At 60.6% G+C, this 15,794-nt stretch carries 15 protein-coding genes; 10 read left to right on the top strand and 5 right to left on the bottom strand.

Annotated features, from left to right (window positions below; all coding sequences use genetic code 11):
* Positions 1 to 176: 176 nt before the first annotated feature.
* The gene (gene hslO / locus M5B97_RS19825) at positions 177 to 1,079 is read right to left on the bottom strand and encodes an Hsp33 family molecular chaperone HslO (protein WP_248732410.1); all 903 of its coding nucleotides are present in this window, start codon (positions 1,077 to 1,079) and stop codon (positions 177 to 179) included.
* A 107-nt stretch (positions 1,080 to 1,186) separates the two neighbouring features.
* Positions 1,187 to 1,594: a S4 domain-containing protein gene (locus M5B97_RS19820; protein WP_123717075.1), complete on the bottom strand. Its 408-nt coding sequence runs from the start codon at positions 1,592 to 1,594 to the stop codon at positions 1,187 to 1,189.
* A 116-nt stretch (positions 1,595 to 1,710) separates the two neighbouring features.
* Here M5B97_RS19820 and M5B97_RS19815 point away from each other — a divergent pair, with 116 nt between their 5' ends.
* From M5B97_RS19815 to rimK, 3 genes are read left to right on the top strand one after another with little or no spacing between them, the layout of a single operon-like run.
* Positions 1,711 to 2,490 carry an EAL domain-containing protein gene (locus M5B97_RS19815; protein ID WP_248732409.1) on the top strand — a complete coding sequence of 260 codons (780 nt, stop codon included), beginning with the start codon at positions 1,711 to 1,713 and terminating at the stop codon, positions 2,488 to 2,490.
* A 46-nt stretch (positions 2,491 to 2,536) separates the two neighbouring features.
* Complete coding sequence (locus M5B97_RS19810) at positions 2,537 to 2,986, top strand: ATP-dependent zinc protease (protein WP_177421603.1); 450 nt, start codon at positions 2,537 to 2,539, stop codon at positions 2,984 to 2,986.
* Positions 2,983 to 3,888 (top strand): 30S ribosomal protein S6--L-glutamate ligase, encoded by a 906-nt coding sequence (gene rimK / locus M5B97_RS19805; RefSeq protein WP_010214091.1) that lies wholly within the window; start codon positions 2,983 to 2,985, stop codon positions 3,886 to 3,888. The genes M5B97_RS19810 and rimK overlap by 4 nt, the downstream gene beginning before the upstream one ends.
* A 96-nt stretch (positions 3,889 to 3,984) precedes the next feature.
* Here rimK and M5B97_RS19800 read toward each other — a convergent pair whose 3' ends face one another.
* Together M5B97_RS19800 and ompR are read right to left on the bottom strand one after the other, a co-directional pair.
* Positions 3,985 to 5,298 (bottom strand): ATP-binding protein, encoded by a 1,314-nt coding sequence (locus M5B97_RS19800; RefSeq protein WP_060754665.1) that lies wholly within the window; start codon positions 5,296 to 5,298, stop codon positions 3,985 to 3,987.
* A 117-nt stretch (positions 5,299 to 5,415) separates the two neighbouring features.
* Positions 5,416 to 6,156: a two-component system response regulator OmpR gene (gene ompR / locus M5B97_RS19795; protein WP_090367501.1), complete on the bottom strand. Its 741-nt coding sequence runs from the start codon at positions 6,154 to 6,156 to the stop codon at positions 5,416 to 5,418.
* A 356-nt stretch (positions 6,157 to 6,512) separates the two neighbouring features.
* Here ompR and M5B97_RS19790 point away from each other — a divergent pair, with 356 nt between their 5' ends.
* From M5B97_RS19790 to tauD, 7 genes are all read left to right on the top strand, one after another.
* A complete protein-coding gene (locus tag M5B97_RS19790) occupies positions 6,513 to 8,837 on the top strand; it encodes a Tex family protein (RefSeq protein WP_134660368.1) in 2,325 nt (774 codons plus the stop codon).
* Entirely contained in the window at positions 8,837 to 9,220 is a 384-nt protein-coding gene (locus tag M5B97_RS19785; RefSeq protein ID WP_134660367.1) for a PaaI family thioesterase, read from the top strand. The genes M5B97_RS19790 and M5B97_RS19785 overlap by 1 nt, the downstream gene beginning before the upstream one ends.
* A gap of 214 nt (positions 9,221 to 9,434) precedes the next feature.
* On the top strand, positions 9,435 to 11,018 hold the full coding sequence (gene gshA / locus M5B97_RS19780) for a glutamate--cysteine ligase (RefSeq protein WP_123717071.1): 1,584 nt from the start codon (positions 9,435 to 9,437) through the stop codon (positions 11,016 to 11,018).
* A 216-nt stretch (positions 11,019 to 11,234) separates the two neighbouring features.
* The gene (gene tauA, locus M5B97_RS19775; protein WP_248732408.1) at positions 11,235 to 12,212 is read left to right on the top strand and encodes a taurine ABC transporter substrate-binding protein; all 978 of its coding nucleotides are present in this window, start codon (positions 11,235 to 11,237) and stop codon (positions 12,210 to 12,212) included.
* A 16-nt stretch (positions 12,213 to 12,228) separates the two neighbouring features.
* Positions 12,229 to 13,008: a taurine ABC transporter ATP-binding subunit gene (gene tauB, locus M5B97_RS19770; RefSeq protein WP_248732407.1), complete on the top strand. Its 780-nt coding sequence runs from the start codon at positions 12,229 to 12,231 to the stop codon at positions 13,006 to 13,008.
* Positions 13,005 to 13,841: a taurine ABC transporter permease TauC gene (gene tauC / locus M5B97_RS19765; protein ID WP_248732406.1), complete on the top strand. Its 837-nt coding sequence runs from the start codon at positions 13,005 to 13,007 to the stop codon at positions 13,839 to 13,841. Before tauB ends, tauC begins: the two co-directional genes overlap by 4 nt.
* Positions 13,842 to 13,852: 11 nt before the next feature.
* Positions 13,853 to 14,689 carry a taurine dioxygenase gene (gene tauD / locus M5B97_RS19760; RefSeq protein ID WP_248732405.1) on the top strand — a complete coding sequence of 279 codons (837 nt, stop codon included), beginning with the start codon at positions 13,853 to 13,855 and terminating at the stop codon, positions 14,687 to 14,689.
* A 57-nt stretch (positions 14,690 to 14,746) separates the two neighbouring features.
* On the opposite strand, the gene mgrA is transcribed toward tauD, so the two are convergent.
* Positions 14,747 to 15,784: an L-glyceraldehyde 3-phosphate reductase gene (gene mgrA, locus M5B97_RS19755; RefSeq protein ID WP_248732404.1), complete on the bottom strand. Its 1,038-nt coding sequence runs from the start codon at positions 15,782 to 15,784 to the stop codon at positions 14,747 to 14,749.
* Between the last annotated feature and the right edge of the window lie 10 nt (positions 15,785 to 15,794).

Raw genomic sequence — 15,794 nt, 5'->3', positions numbered from 1 at the left:
GTTCCCCGTCGGCCTGTAGCCGAGTGCTCCAAACGTTTTGTAGTAGAAAGTTGCGCACTACTACCGCGAAAAAAGTGGGCCGGATTATGCCAGAAAAGCCCAAAAAGAGTAGGGCCCTCCCGTCAGAACTGCGCTAATCCGGCGTTTGTCAGGTGATTTACCTGTGCTTAAACGTTTTAGTGGCGGGTGTCGGAAGGGGTGTCGATGCCCGCGCCAGCGAACAGTTGGGCTACATCAGCCGCATCGAACAGGTAGCGCTGGTTGCAGAACTGGCAGTCGATCTCAATATTGCCGCCATGTTCCACCACCAGATTCTGTGCATCTTCAAGGCCCAGGCTGACCAGGGCATTGGCCGAGCGCTCGCGGGAGCAACTGCAATGGAAGCGCAGGCTTTGTGCATCGAACAACCGCACGGCCTCTTCGTGGTAGAGACGGTGCAGGATGGTTTCGTTGTCCAGCGCCAGCAACTCCTCGGTGGTCAGCGTGCCGGCCAGGGCGGTGAGGTTGCGCCAGCTTTCGGCGCGGTCGTCGTCGTCCTTGATACGGTCGGCCGGCAGTTGTTGCAGCAACAGGCCACGGGCACGCTTGCCATCGGCTTTAAGCCAGAAACGCGTACCGATTTGCTGGGACATCACGAAATAGTTGGTGAAGCAGTCCGACAGGGTTTCACCATCAAGGTCGACAATCCCCTGATAGCGCTGGCCCTCGGTCGGGTCGACGGTGAGCGCCAATACACCATTGGGCATCAGGTCGGCCAGGGCCGCGTCCGGGGCGATCAGGTCAGCGTCGTAACGGGCCAGGCCACGGATGTCGCGCTCACTGGAGCACTCGATCATCAGCAGTGGAATCGGGCCTTCGGAACGCGCCTGCAGGATCAGCAAACCGTCGAATTTCATGGTGCCCACCAGCAGCGCCGCCGCCGCCATAAGCTCTCCGAGCAGTTGCGCGACCGGCTCCGGATAGGGATGCTTGGCGAGGACTTCGGCATAGCTGCGCTCCAATGAGACCAGTTCGCCGCGGGCATCGGTCTCGTCGAAGATGAAGCGTTGGGTGAAGTCGGTATCCGGTAGATCAGTCATAGGTCTGGGTATCTGAGTTGAAGAATAGTGACGCGAAGATGACGCAGTTTATGAACAATCCTGGTTTGTTCCAAGCCAAGTGAAGCCCCAGGCGATTACCGGCGACTTTATTCATCGCCGCCACCGCCACGGAACTTGAACAGATCGCGGCGTTGCTTCTTGCTCGGCTTCCCATCGGTAGTCACCCCCATGGCCCCCGCCTTGCGCATTGCCGCCGCGTTCTCACGCTTGGCGATACTCGCATCAGTCTCGACATACAACGCCTGAGCTTCGGGCGCGCCACGACGGACAATGGAAAGTGCTTGAACCACAATGGTCTTTTCATCAAAACCGGTACGAATCTGGAACTCATCACCCACGCGCGGCTCCTTGCCCGGTTTGCAGCGCTCACCACGGTGATGCACCTTGCCACTCTCGATGGCAGCCTTGGCCAGGGCACGGGTCTTGTAAAAGCGTGCAGCCCATAACCATTTGTCCAAACGGACTTTTTCTTCCTCTTCCTGCTTTTGAGCCACTTGAATTCCTCGCGCTGAAAAATGTCGCAACTTTAACGTTGAATCCCTTCGACGCATAAACCCCAAGGCTCACCTAAGATACGCCAGGTAGCACCCTGTTTTCGCGAGGACACGCCGTGACCGACTTCCCCACTTCACTCACCTCGCCTGACCAACGTTGCGTGGGCTGCCAGCAAAGCGAGCCGCTGGGTTTCGACTTCGATTTCGCCTACCAGCCTATCGTAGACCTTCGCGATCACTCCATTTTTGCCAACGAAGCCCTGGTGCGCGGGGTCAATGGCGAAGGAGCGCTGTCCATACTGAAACAGGTCAATGAGAGCAACCGCTACCGCTTCGACCAGCGTTGCCGTACCCAGGCGATTGCCGGCGCAGCCGCACTGGGGATGCAGACTCACCTGTCCATCAACTTCATGCCTAATGCCGTCTATCGGCCAGAACTGTGTATACGCAGTACCCTGGAAGCGGCTCGGTTACACAACTTTCCAATCAACCAGCTGATTTTCGAGACACTTGAAAGCGAGCATGTAGATAACTATCGCCATTTGACGAATATTCTGCGTGAATATCGCGAATTCGGCTTTAAGACCGCCATCGACGATTTCGGCGCGGGCTATTCGGGGCTGAATCTGCTGGCCGATTTCCAACCTGACTTGATAAAACTCGACATGGCGCTGATCCGCGACGTCGACCAGGATCGTGTCCGTCAGGTGATCGTCCACGGGATTGTCACAATTTGTGAGCAGTTGGGGGTTACCGTCATCGCCGAAGGCATTGAAAGTGCCGGCGAGCGCGACTTCTTGTCCGACTGTGGAATATTTCTGATGCAAGGCTTCTGGTTCGCCAAGCCCGCATTCAAAGCCCTGGCCGAGGTTCCCCCTCACGCCTGGGCGAACTGACCGGTTACCTATATTGAAGACATTTGACCATTTGACCGTTGTGGGTCTGCGTGAGTGGGTGGCCCTTCCCGACTTGGGGGTGGCGGGCCTGCGTGCGAAGATCGACACCGGCGCCAGCACCTCCAGCCTGCATGCCACCGATATCGAGCCGTTCGAGCGTGACGGTGAAAAATGGGTTCGTTTTACCGCGCACCTGGGCAGCGTTGTGCAACTGCGTCACCGCCGTTGCGAAGCGCCCCTGGTGACGATGAAGACCATCAAGAGTTCCAACGGGCATGCGCAGGTACGTTACGTGATCAGCACTACGTTGGCGCTGGGTGACCGGGTGTGGCGGGTGGAGTTCACCCTGGCCTGCCGCAAGGCCATGCGTTATCGCCTGTTGCTCGGTTCCAAGGCGCTGATTGACGGCCAGTTGGTGGTCAATCCCGGCATCAAGTACGTTCAAGACAAGCCGGTGTTCCCGGTCTCAACTATTTCTGTCCCAGGTGCTGCATGAAGATTGCTGTGCTGTCGCGAAACCCGCGTCTGTATTCCACCCGCCGCCTGGTTGAGGCCGGCACCGAACGTGGCCATGAAATGGTGGTGATCGACACGTTGCGAGCCTACATGAACATTGCCAGCCACAAGCCACAGATCCATTACAGGGGCAAGCCGCTGGAAGGGTTTGATGCGGTGATCCCACGTATCGGTGCCTCGGTCACTTTCTACGGCTGCGCGGTGTTGCGCCAGTTCGAAATGATGGGGGTATTTCCCCTTAATGAATCGGTAGCCATCGCACGCTCTCGGGACAAGCTGCGTTCGCTGCAATTGCTCTCGCGTCGAGGCATTGGCCTGCCGGTCACCGGTTTTGCTCACTCACCGGACGACATCCCCGACCTGATCGACATGGTCAACGGCGCGCCGCTGGTGATCAAGGTGCTGGAAGGCACCCAGGGCATCGGCGTAGTGCTGTGTGAAACGGCGACGGCGGCGGAATCAGTGATCGAGGCATTCATGGGCCTCAAGCAGAACATCATGGTGCAGGAATACATCAAGGAAGCCGGTGGCGCGGATATCCGCTGCTTCGTGGTGGGCGACAAGGTGATTGCGGCGATGAAGCGCCAGGCCAAGCCAGGGGAGTTCCGTTCCAACCTGCACCGTGGCGGCAGCGCCAGCCTGATCAAGATCACCCCGGAAGAACGCATGACCGCGTTGCGCGCAGCCAAGGTGATGGGGTTGAGCGTGGCGGGTGTGGATATCCTGCGCTCCAACCATGGGCCGCTGGTGATGGAGGTGAACTCGTCCCCGGGCCTGGAAGGCATCGAGACCACCACGGGCAAGGATGTGGCGGGGATCATCATTCAGCATCTGGAGAAGAATGGCGGGCCGAATATGACCAGGACCAAAGGGAAGGGGTAATGAAGCAGCTGCAATCTGCAAGCTGCAAGAGAAAGGCAGGCTGCTTTTTCTTGTGGCTTGTAGCTTGTAGCTTGTAGCTTGTAGCTGCTCCTACACCTATACCGCGTCCCTGGGCAGCATCAAGCCAAGCGGCAGGCGCACTCGTGCCTCCAGGCCACCTTCCTCACGATTACGCAGCTCGACATTGCCACCGTGCATCGAGGCAATCCGCCGCACGATCGCCAGCCCCAGGCCAGTGCCTTTGCCCCCACGGGCACGATCGCCACGGGTGAAGGGGTTGAAGATACCTTCCAGCTCCGCCGGGTCGATACCCGTCCCCCGATCCATCACGCTCAGCACCACATAGGGCGCGGCGCTGTCGCCGGACACATAGGCCGCCACTTCCACATCTGAACCGGCGTGATGCAAAGCGTTGCCGATAAGGTTATTCAGCAGACGCTTCATCGACACCCTGCGCAGCGCAAACGGTTGGATCGGTTCCAGACGCATGCGCACCTGCTCGCCGTTCTGGTTGTAAGGGGCCACGACTTCACGCACCAGGTCCGTGAGGTCGACCTCTTCAACCACTTCATCTCGCCCGTCCCGAATAAACGCCAGGAACTGATCAAGAATCGCGTCCATATCCTCGATGTCGCGGACCATGTCATCCGTCAGGTCGTTATGGCTGCCCATCAACTCCAGGGACAGCCGCAAGCGCGTCAATGGCGTGCGCAGGTCATGGGATACGCCCGCCAGCATCAGTTCGCGTTCGCGTCCTGCCTGTTCGACGTCCTCCGCCATCTGGTTGAACGCGCTGTACACCTCGGTCATTTCACTGGGCGTATCGCTGACCGGCAGACGCACGCTACGCCCCTGCCCCAGTTGGCGAGCAGCGAACACCAGACGTTTCAGGGGCTGGTTGAGCTGACGGACGAAAATCCAGGCGGATGCGGTAGAAAGCAAACCAATGGCCAGGAACCAACCCAGCACGTTCCAGATCTTCTGCCCCCGCAGCGGGTGCGGATAAAGCGGTACTTTCAGCCAGTCCTGACCCAGGCTGGGCGCCCTCACCCATAGCGCGGGTGACACATGCATGCGCAGCCGCACCTCGGTGTCATCACCCAGCTCGGCCTGCATCTGTCGCTGGTAGATCTCACTGTAGGGCCAGTGCTGCTCGCCCTCCGGCACACCCGCGCCCGCCACGCGAACCAATGTCGCAGCCTTGGCGATCTTCTCGCGGTTCTCCGGATCGGCAGCCCAATAGGCACGCAGGGTCAGCGCGACGCCGTGACTGTATTGCCGATCCACCAGCACGTCTTCGTTCATCAACAGATAAACCAGCGTGAGTGCCTTGGAAAACAGAACGACGATCAGCACCAGCCAGAGCGTGCGGGAAAAGAAACTTTGCGGGAACCACAGCGGGGTTTTCATAGAAGACAGCTAGATACCTTGCAGGAACGAAGGGCGCTCGCAGAATTGCAGACGCCGGGCATCCCGTTGACCCTCATGGAGCCAAACGCCGAAATACCCGTCCCTGCAAATCATCGGTCAACTGGTTTTATTGCCATCCGGCACGAACACATAACCCACGCCCCACACCGTCTGGATATACCGCGGCTTGGACGGATCAGGCTCGATCATCCGGCGCAGACGGGAGATCTGCACGTCGATGGAACGCTCCAGGGCATCCCACTCCCGGCCACGGGCCAGGTTCATCAGCTTGTCGCGGGTCAACGGTTGGCGCGCGTTCATCACCAACGCCTTGAGTACTGCGAATTCGCCGGTGGTCAGCATGTGCACTTCATCGCCACGCTTGAGCTCACGGGTGGCCAGCGACAATTCGTAGTCACCAAAGGTGACGCTTTCGTCCTCGCTGCCTGGGGCGCCCGGTACCGGCGGAGCCTGGCGGCGCAATACGGCCTTGACCCGGGCCATCAACTCGTCCGGGTTGAACGGCTTGGCCAGGTAATCATCAGCGCCCAGCTCAAGGCCCTTGATGCGGCTCAGCTCATCGCCCTTGGCGGTCAGCATGATGATTGGAATCTGGTTGTTCGCGCCACGCAGGCGCTTGCAGGCGGTAAGACCGTCTTCGCCGGGCAACATCAGGTCGAGGACGACCAGGTTGAACACCTCGCGCCCCAGCAGACGATCCATCTGCTCGGTGTTCGGCACCGCGCGGGCGCGATAGCCTTTGGAGTTGAAGAAGCGCTCCAGCAGGCTGCTCAGCCCCGGATCGTCATCAACGATGAGAATTTTTTCGCCTTCAGCAGTTTGTACAGTGCTGCTCATTGGATGCTCCTCTTATCTCGGCGCGCATTATGGCTTAGGTGCCGTTATACGCACCGTGTGCATTGTTAGCAGATTTTTCCTCTGCCGCCAGCGAACCCGCGTGCGGCGACCACCGGCGCGTTACCACCCAAGGTCGGAACGCTGGTTATAATGCGGCGCCTTCGTGCGGGGCAACGTCAGATCGTTACCGTTTACTGCCGGGCTTTTTTTCATTCGCTTGTCGTGATTTTTTCAATTTCGAGGGTCAATAGGCTGCCTATCGACCCAGGCAGCGGCCCCAGTCGGGCCGCTCAACCAGCCTTGCAAGCCTTGTTTTCCGGGCCGGCAAGCTGCTTTCAAGAATTTCAGGTGGTTTTATGGACAGCATCAACAGCCGCATCGCCGAGGAACTCGGCGTACGCCCACAACAGGTCGAAGCGGCCGTCGCTCTACTGGACGAAGGCTCCACGGTGCCCTTCATCGCCCGTTACCGGAAAGAAGTGACCGGCAGCCTCGACGACACCCAACTACGCCACCTGGAAGAGCGCTTGCGCTACTTGCGAGAACTCGACGAACGGCGCATCAGCATCCTCGCCAGCATCGAAGAACAGGGCAAGCTGACCCCACAATTGGAACGCGACATCAAGCTCGCCGACACCAAGACCCGCCTCGAAGACCTCTACCTGCCGTACAAGCAGAAGCGTCGCACCAAGGGCCAGATCGCCCTGGAAGCCGGCCTGGGGGACTTGGCCGACGGTCTGTTCAACGACCCGTCGCTGACGCCGGACACTGAAGCGGCCCGCTTCGTCAACGCCGACAAAGGCGTCGCCGACGTCAAGGCCGCCCTTGAAGGCGCCAAGTACATCCTGATGGAGCGCTTCGCCGAAGACGCCAGCCTGCTGGAAAAACTGCGCACTTACCTCAAGCAGGAAGCCACGCTCAGCGCCCGCGTCATCGCCGGCAAAGAGGAAGAAGGCGCCAAGTTCCGCGATTACTTCGAGCACGACGAACCGCTCAAAAGCATGCCGTCCCACCGTGCACTCGCCATTTTCCGTGGGCGCAACGAAGGCATTCTCAGCACCGCGCTGAAAGTCGGCGACGAACTGCCGGGCACCATGCACCCGTGCGAAGGCATGATCGGTCAACAATTCGGCATCCAGAACCAGAATCGTCCTGCGGACAAATGGCTCGGTGAAGTCGTGCGCTGGACCTGGAAGGTCAAGCTCTACACCCACCTGGAAACCGACCTGCTGGGTGAACTGCGCGACGGCGCTGAAACCGAGGCGATCAACGTGTTCGCCCACAACCTGCACGACCTGTTGCTGGCCGCCCCGGCAGGCCCGCGCGCGACGCTGGGCCTGGACCCGGGCCTGCGCACCGGTTGCAAGGTCGCCGTGGTCGACGCCACCGGCAAGCTGCTGGACCACGCCACCGTGTACCCCCACGTACCCCACAACAAGTGGGACCAGACCCTGGCGATCCTGGCCGCGTTGTGTGCCAAGCACGCGGTGGACCTGATTGCCATCGGCAACGGCACTGCCAGCCGCGAAACCGATAAACTGGCCGCCGAGCTGATCAAAAAATACCCAGCGATGAAGATGACCAAGGTCATGGTTTCCGAGGCCGGCGCTTCGGTCTATTCGGCGTCGGAACTGGCGTCCAAGGAATTCCCGGACCTCGACGTGTCGATCCGTGGCGCTGTGTCCATCGCCCGCCGCCTGCAGGATCCGCTGGCCGAATTGGTGAAAATCGACCCTAAATCCATCGGCGTCGGCCAGTACCAGCACGACGTGTCGCAACTGAAACTGGCGCGCGGTCTGGACGCGGTAGTAGAAGACTGCGTGAACGCCGTGGGCGTAGACGTGAATACCGCCTCCGTAGCGTTGCTGGCGCGTATCTCCGGCCTCAACGCCACCCTGGCGCAGAACATCGTCACCCACCGCGATGAAAACGGTGCATTCAAAACCCGTGCGGCGCTGAAAAAGGTCGCACGCCTGGGTGAAAAAACCTTCGAACAAGCCGCCGGCTTCCTGCGCGTGATGAACGGTGACAACCCGCTGGACGCCTCCGCGGTCCACCCGGAAGCCTACCCGCTGGTGCAGCGCATCGCCGCCGAGACCAACCGTGACATCCGCTCGCTGATCGGCGACGCGGCATTCCTCAAGCGCCTGGACCCAAAGAAGTACACCGATGAAACATTCGGTGTGCCGACCATCACCGACATCCTGCAGGAACTGGAAAAACCTGGCCGCGACCCACGTCCCGAGTTCAAGACCGCCGAGTTCCAGGACGGTGTCGAAGACCTCAAGGATCTGCAACCGGGCATGATCCTCGAAGGCGTGGTCACCAACGTGACCAACTTTGGCGCTTTTGTGGATATCGGCGTGCATCAGGACGGCTTGGTGCATATTTCCGCGCTTTCGGAGAAATTCATCAAAGATCCACGCGAAGCGGTGAAAGCCGGTGACGTGGTCAAGGTCAAGGTCATGGAAGTCGACATCCCGCGTAAACGCGTCGGCCTGTCGATGCGCATGAGCGACACCCCAGGTGAGAAAATCGACGGCGCCCGTGGTGCCCGCCCCGGCTCGGCGCCGCGCCAGTCGCAGAACAACGCGCCGCGCAAGGAAACCGCCACTGCCGCACCAAGCAACAATGCCATGGCGTCACTGTTCGCCAATGCCAAGCAGTTGAAGAAACGCTGATGGAAATCCCGGCGGGCTTGACCCAGAGCGCGTTCAGCGAGCTGATCGGCTGCCGCCTGCAACGCCTCGACGAGGGCGTTGCCGAGGTGGCCCTGACCCTGGAGCCGCAACTGCGCAACCGCGCAGGCAAGCTCCATGGCGGGGCGATCTTCAGCCTGGTAGACATTACGATGGGGCTGGCCTGTTCCAGCGCCCATGGCTTTGACCAGCAGAGTGCGACCATCGAGTGCAAAATCAATTACATCCGCGCCGTGTCTGACGGTGACGTGCTGTGTACCGCCCGGGTGATCCACGCGGGTCGACGCACACTGGTGGTCGAAGCGGATGTGTATCAGGAAGAAAGATTAGTCGCAAAAGCACAAGGCACGTTCGCTGCCCTATAGCTCCCCACCCTCGATTTGAGTTAATTTCGGCGCTGCGATAACAGCGTCGGAATTTTCTTGCCGCGCTATAGCCCAACTCATGGAGTGAAGTCGGCTTTTACTGATCGGGTCAGATCGACTCTAAACCAGGCGATCACGCCAGTTTTAACTTCACCCTTGTAGACCGTCCTGCCCACCCCCATATTGGGGCGACTGACGCGTGAAGGAATCCAACTTGAGCGAACTTCTCAACCGCCGCCTGGCTTTGCTCGGCAAGCGCGAACACCTCTCCCTGCTAGAGCAGTGCCTGCATGGCATCGAGCGCGAATGCCTACGTGTCACAGGTGAAGGTCGCCTGGCGCAAACGCCCCACCCTGAAGCCCTGGGCGCTGCGCTGACCCACGAACAGATCACCACCGACTACTCGGAATCGCTGCTGGAGTTCATCACTCCCGCCCTGCCCAACCCGGCCGATACCCTGAGCAGCCTGGACAAGATCCATCGGTTTGCCTACACCAAGCTCGGCAGCGAATACCTGTGGAGTCCCTCGATGCCGTGCCCGTTGCCGGCCGAGGAAGACATTCCGATTGCCTACTACGGCACCTCCAATATCGGACAGCTCAAGTACGTGTACCGCAAGGGCCTGGCGTTGCGTTATGGCAAGACCATGCAGTGCATTGCCGGCATTCACTACAATTTTTCCCTGCCGGAACAGTTGTGGCCTTTGCTCAAGGAGACCGAAGGATTCGTCGGCACCGACCGCGATTACCAGTCCAATGCCTACATCGCGCTGATCCGCAACTTCCGCCGCTACAGCTGGCTGCTGATGTACCTGTTCGGTGCCTCGCCGGCTCTGGATGCCGGTTTCCTGCGTGGTCGCTCGCACCAGTTGGAAGTACTGGACGCCGACACCCTTTACCTGCCGTACGCCACCAGCCTGCGCATGAGCGACCTAGGTTACCAGAGCAACGCCCAGGCCGGACTCACGCCGTGCTACAACGACCTGGCCAGCTACACCGACAGCCTGCGCACAGCGGTGGCAACACCCTACGCCCCGTACGTCGAAGTCGGCACCCACAAGGACGGTGAGTGGGTTCAGCTCAACACCAACATCCTGCAGATCGAAAACGAGTACTACTCCAACATTCGCCCCAAGCGTGTGACCTACACCGGCGAGAGGCCGATCCAGGCGCTGATGGCCCGTGGCATCCAGTACATCGAAGTGCGCTGCCTGGACATAAACCCGTTCCTGCCGATGGGTATCGACCTGCCGGAGTCGCGTTTCCTCGACGCCTTCCTGCTGTACTGCGCCCTGAACGACAGCCCGCTGTTCGCCAACAACGAGTGCGGCAACGCTACGTCCAACTTCCTCAGCGTGGTCAAGGAAGGCCGTCGACCGGGCCTGCAGTTGCAGCGTGACGGGGCACCGGTGGACATGAGGGAATGGGCCACCGAGTTGCTGGAGAAGATTGCGCCGTTGGCCGCGCTGCTGGATGAAAGCCACGGCATCACCGAGCACAGCCAGGCGCTGGACGCCCAACTGGCGAAGGTCAAGGATCCGTCCCTGACGCCATCGGCCCAGGTGTTGGCGGCAATGGCCGAACGTAAAGAGAGTTTTGCGCAATTCTCCCTGCACCAGAGCCAGCTGCATGCCGAACACTTCCGCAAGGAGCCGTTGCCGGCCGAGGAGCAGGCGCGCTTCGAGGAGCTGGCACGCACATCGCTGGCACAGCAGGCGGAGCTGGAGCAGAACGAAGTAGGCGACTTCGATGTGTTTGTGGGCTCCTACCAGGCCAGCATCCTCGCCATCAGTAACTAAGAACCCGCGCAGCCCTCTGCAGGAGCGAGCTTGCTCGCGAAAAACTCAAGAACACCGCGTTCATTCAGGCTGAACGCGTCATCGTTAACGTTTTTCGCGAGCAAGCTCGCTACTACAGTTTTAAGCTAATTCGAAAAGGTTATTTATTTTCGGATTCTTAGATCATTTAGTCTCCTCACACGCCGATCCTCGGCCGCCTGATTGAGGAGCTTCCCCTTGAAACGTTCAACCCCACTGCGCCTTCTGGCGGCGTTGTCCCTGGCCGGTGCCAGCCTGTTTGCCCAGGCGGCGGATGTAACCGTCGCTTACCAGACCACCGTAGACCCGGCCAAAGTCGCCCAGGCTGACGGTGCTTACGAGAAAGCCACCCAAGCCAAGATCAACTGGCGCAAATTCGACAATGGTGCAGACATCATCGCCGCCATTGCCTCCGGCGACGTGCAGATCGGCTACCTCGGCTCCAGCCCGCTGACCGCGGCCGTTACCCGCAAAGTGCCGGTGGAAACCTTCCTCGTCGCCACCCAGATCGGCGGCGCCGAAGCCTTGGTGGCGCGCGACGGTTCAGGCATCAATAGCCCGCAGGACCTGATCGGCAAAAAGATCGCCGTGCCATTCGTCTCCACCGGGCATTACAGCCTGCTCGCTGCGCTGAAGCATTGGAATATCGACCCTTCCAAGGTGACCATCCTCAACCTCGCGCCACCGGCAATCATCGCCGCCTGGAAGCGCGGCGACATCGACGCCACCTACGTATGGGACCCGGCCCTGGGCGTGGCCAAGGAAAACGGCAAAGTGCTGATCACCTCCGGTGAACTGGCCAAGCTCGGCGCACCGACCTTCGATGCCTGGATCGTGCGTAAAGACTTCGCCGAAAAGCACCCGGAAATCGTCAGTGCGTTCGCCAAAGTGACCCTGGATGCCTACGCCGCCTACCGCAAAGACCCACAAGCCTGGCTGGCCGATAAAGGCAACGTCGACAAGCTGGTGAAACTCTCTGGCGCCAAGGCCAGTGACATCCCGCTGCTGCTGCAAGGCAACGTCTACCCGCTGGCCGCCGATCAGGTAACCCTGCTGGGCGCACCGACCACCAAGGCCGTGACCGACACCGCGACGTTCCTCAAGGAACAAGGCAAAGTCGACGCCGTCCTGCCGGACTACGCCCCTTACATCAGCGCCAAATTCATCACCAACTGATCGGGAGTTTATTGCGATGGCCTTGCTACAACTGGAGCGCATCAGCGCACAGTACCCAGGCGCCACAGAACCGGTACTGGCTGACATTTCACTCGACCTTGGGCCCCGGCAATTGCTGGTGGCCCTCGGCCCTTCCGGCAGTGGCAAGACCTCGCTGTTGAACCTGATTGCCGGTTTCGTCGAACCCTCTGCCGGGCGTATCACCCTGGACGGCGTGCCGGTCAAAGGGCCCAGCGCCGAACGTGGCGTGGTGTTCCAGGACGACGCCCTGCTGCCCTGGCAGGACGTACTGGCCAATGTCGGTTTCGGTCTCGAACTGGCCGGTGTGCCCAAGGCACAACGTGAGGTGCGTGCACGCGAAATGCTTGCCCTGGTGGATCTGGCGGGTTTCGACAGCCGTCGTATCTGGCAACTGTCCGGCGGCCAGAAACAACGTGTGGGCCTGGCCCGCGCCCTCGCGGCCGACCCGCGCGTGTTGCTGATGGACGAACCCTTCGGCGCCCTCGATGCCTTCACCCGCGAACAAATGCAGGAGCTGTTGCTGCAAGTCTGGCGGCGCACGGCCAAGCCGGTGTTCCTGATCACCCATGACATCGAAGAGGCGGTATTTCTCGCCACCGAACTGATTTTGCTGGCGCCCAACCCAGGTCAGATCGTCGAGCGCCTGAGCCTGGACTTTGGGCAACGCTACGCCGCCGGTGAGTCGGCGCGGGCAATCAAGTCCGACCCGCGCTTTATCGAAACCCGCGAGCACGTGCTGGGCAAGGTGTTCTCCCAACGGCAGGTGTCCGCATGAGCAGCTACGAACTTCCCGCCACCGCCACCAAATCGGTGACGCACGCGGTTATCCCGGTACGTCGCAGCCTGAGCACGCGCTGGATCAGCCTGCTGACCCTGGTCGCCTTGCTGGCCATCTGGTGGGCCGTGACCGCCACCGGCTTGATCGAACCGCTGTTCCTGCCGCCGCCATCCGCCGTGCTGCAAAAAGGCTGGTTGCTGGCGACCACCGGCTATATGGACTCCACCTTGTGGCAGCACCTGGGCGCGAGCCTCAGCCGCATCGGCCTGGGCCTGGGCTTTGCCGTGCTGACCGCCGTGCCGGTGGGCATCGCCATCGGCGCCAATCGTATTGCCCGCGGTATTCTCGACCCGCTGATCGAGTTCTACCGACCGATCCCGCCGTTGGCCTACCTGCCGTTGATCGTGATCTGGTGCGGCATCGGTGAGTTGTCCAAGGTGCTGCTGATTTACCTGGCGATCTTTGCGCCGATTGCCATCGCCACTGCGACCGGCGTACGCACTGTCGACCCCGCCAAATTACGTGCCGCGCAATCGCTGGGGGCCACCCGCGCCCAGTTGATTCGCCATGTGATCCTGCCGAGCGCGCTGCCCGACATCCTCACCGGTGTGCGCATCGGCCTGGGTGTGGGCTGGTCGACCCTGGTCGCAGCCGAGCTGATCGCCGCCACCAGCGGCCTGGGCTTCATGGTGCAATCGGCGGCGCAGTTCCTGGTCACCGACGTGGTGGTACTGGGCATTCTGGTGATCGCCCTGATCGCCTTCGCCATGGAAATGGGCTTGCGTGCCCTGCAGCGTAGATTAGTGCCTTGGCATGGCCAGGCACATTGAGTGAGAACAGCATGAGCAGCCTGACCGTTACCCCATTAAGCACCGCCCTGGGCGCCCAGATCAGTGGCGTCGATATCACCCAGCCGCTGAACCTCGAACAGCGCAACGCCATCGAGCAGGCGTTGCTCACCCACTCGGTGCTGTTCTTCCGCGGCCAGGAAATCAACCCGCAACAACAGGCGCGGTTCGCGGCGAATTTCGGTGACCTGCATATCCACCCGATCTACCCCAACGTGCCGGAACAGCCCGAAGTGCTGATCCTCGACACCGCCGTCACCGACGTGCGCGACAACGCCGTGTGGCACACCGACGTGACGTTCCTGCCCACCCCGGCACTCGGCGCGGTACTCAGCGCCAAGCTGCTGCCGGCGTTTGGCGGCGATACGTTGTGGGCCAGCGGCATTGCCGCGTATGAGGCACTGTCCGAGCCTTTGAAGCGCTTGCTCGACGGGCTGACGGCGACCCATGACTTCACCAAGTCCTTCCCGCTGGAGCGCTTTGGCAACACCGCCGAAGACCTCGCGCGCTGGGAAGAAACCCGCAAGAAAAACCCTCCGCTGTCGCACCCGGTAGTGCGCACGCATCCAGTGAGTGGGCGCAAGTCGCTATTCGTGAGTGATGGGTTTACCACCAAGATCAATGAGCTTGAGCCGGCGGAAAGTGAAGCGATCCTGAAGCTCTTGTTCGCCCACGCGACACGTCCGGAATTCACCATCCGCTGGCGCTGGCAGGAAAATGATGTGGCGTTCTGGGATAACCGCGTGACGCAGCATTACGCGGTGGACGACTACCGGCCACAGCGACGGGTGATGCATCGCGCGACCATCCTGGGCGACGTCCCCTTCTGACCCCGCCCACTACTGTAGGAGCCGGCTTGTCGACTCCTACAGGGTTTATCGGTGAGGTTATTCAGCAGTAGATGGCTTTTCCCACAAGTTGATCCCGCCTTCCTGCGCAAACCGATCAATCTCCGCCAGCTCTTCAGCGCTGAAGCTCAAATTCTTCAACGCACCGACGTTCTCGATAATCTGCTCGGGCCGACTTGCGCCGATCAACGCACTGGTCACCCGCGGATCACGCAGGGTCCACGCCAGGGCCAGTTGCGCCAGGCTTTGGCCGCGACGCTGAGCGATTTCGTTCAACGCACGTACATGAGCAAGGTTGGCTTCGGACAAGTGCTTGGCCTGCAACGAACCGCCACCCGGGCGATTCACCCGCGCGTCGGCCGGTACCCCATTGAGGTACTTGTCGGTCAGCAGTCCCTGGGCCAGCGGCGTGAACGCAATGACACCGGTGCCGAGCTCTTCGGTGGTGTCCAGCAGGTCTTTTTCTACCCAGCGGTTAAGCAGGTTGTAGGCCGGCTGGTGGATCAGCAGCGGCACTTTCCACTCTGTGAGCAGCGCGGCCATTTCGCGGGTTTTGACCCCGGAGTAGGACGAAATGCCGATATACAGCGCCTTGCCCTGTTGCACTGCGGTGGCCAGGGCGCTGGCGGTTTCTTCCAGTGGAGTGTCGGCGTCGAAGCGGTGGGAGTAGAAGATATCCACATAATCCACGCCCAGGCGTTGCAGGCTCTGGTCCAGACTAGCCAGCACGTATTTGCGCGAACCGCCGCCCTGACCGTAAGGACCGGGCCACATGTCCCAACCGGCCTTGCTGGAGATGATCAGTTCGTCGCGGTATTGCTTGAAATCTTCGCGCAGCAAACGTCCGAAATTGATCTCGGCGCTACCGTAGGGTGGGCCGTAGTTGTTGGCCAGATCGAAGTGGTTGATGCCCAGGTCGAATGCGGTGCGCAACAGGGCACGCTGGGTATCGATCGGGGTGCTGTCGCCAAAGTTGTGCCACAGCCCCAGGGACAGTGCCGGCAGCACCAATCCACTGCGGCCTACGCGGCGGTACGGGATAGATTCATAGCGGTTTTCGGCAGCAATATAAGTCATCGAATCCTCT

This window comes from Pseudomonas sp. MWU13-2517 (assembly GCF_023242545.1).
Taxonomy (GTDB): domain Bacteria; phylum Pseudomonadota; class Gammaproteobacteria; order Pseudomonadales; family Pseudomonadaceae; genus Aquipseudomonas.
This window is presented reverse-complemented; position numbering and strand designations above follow the sequence as displayed.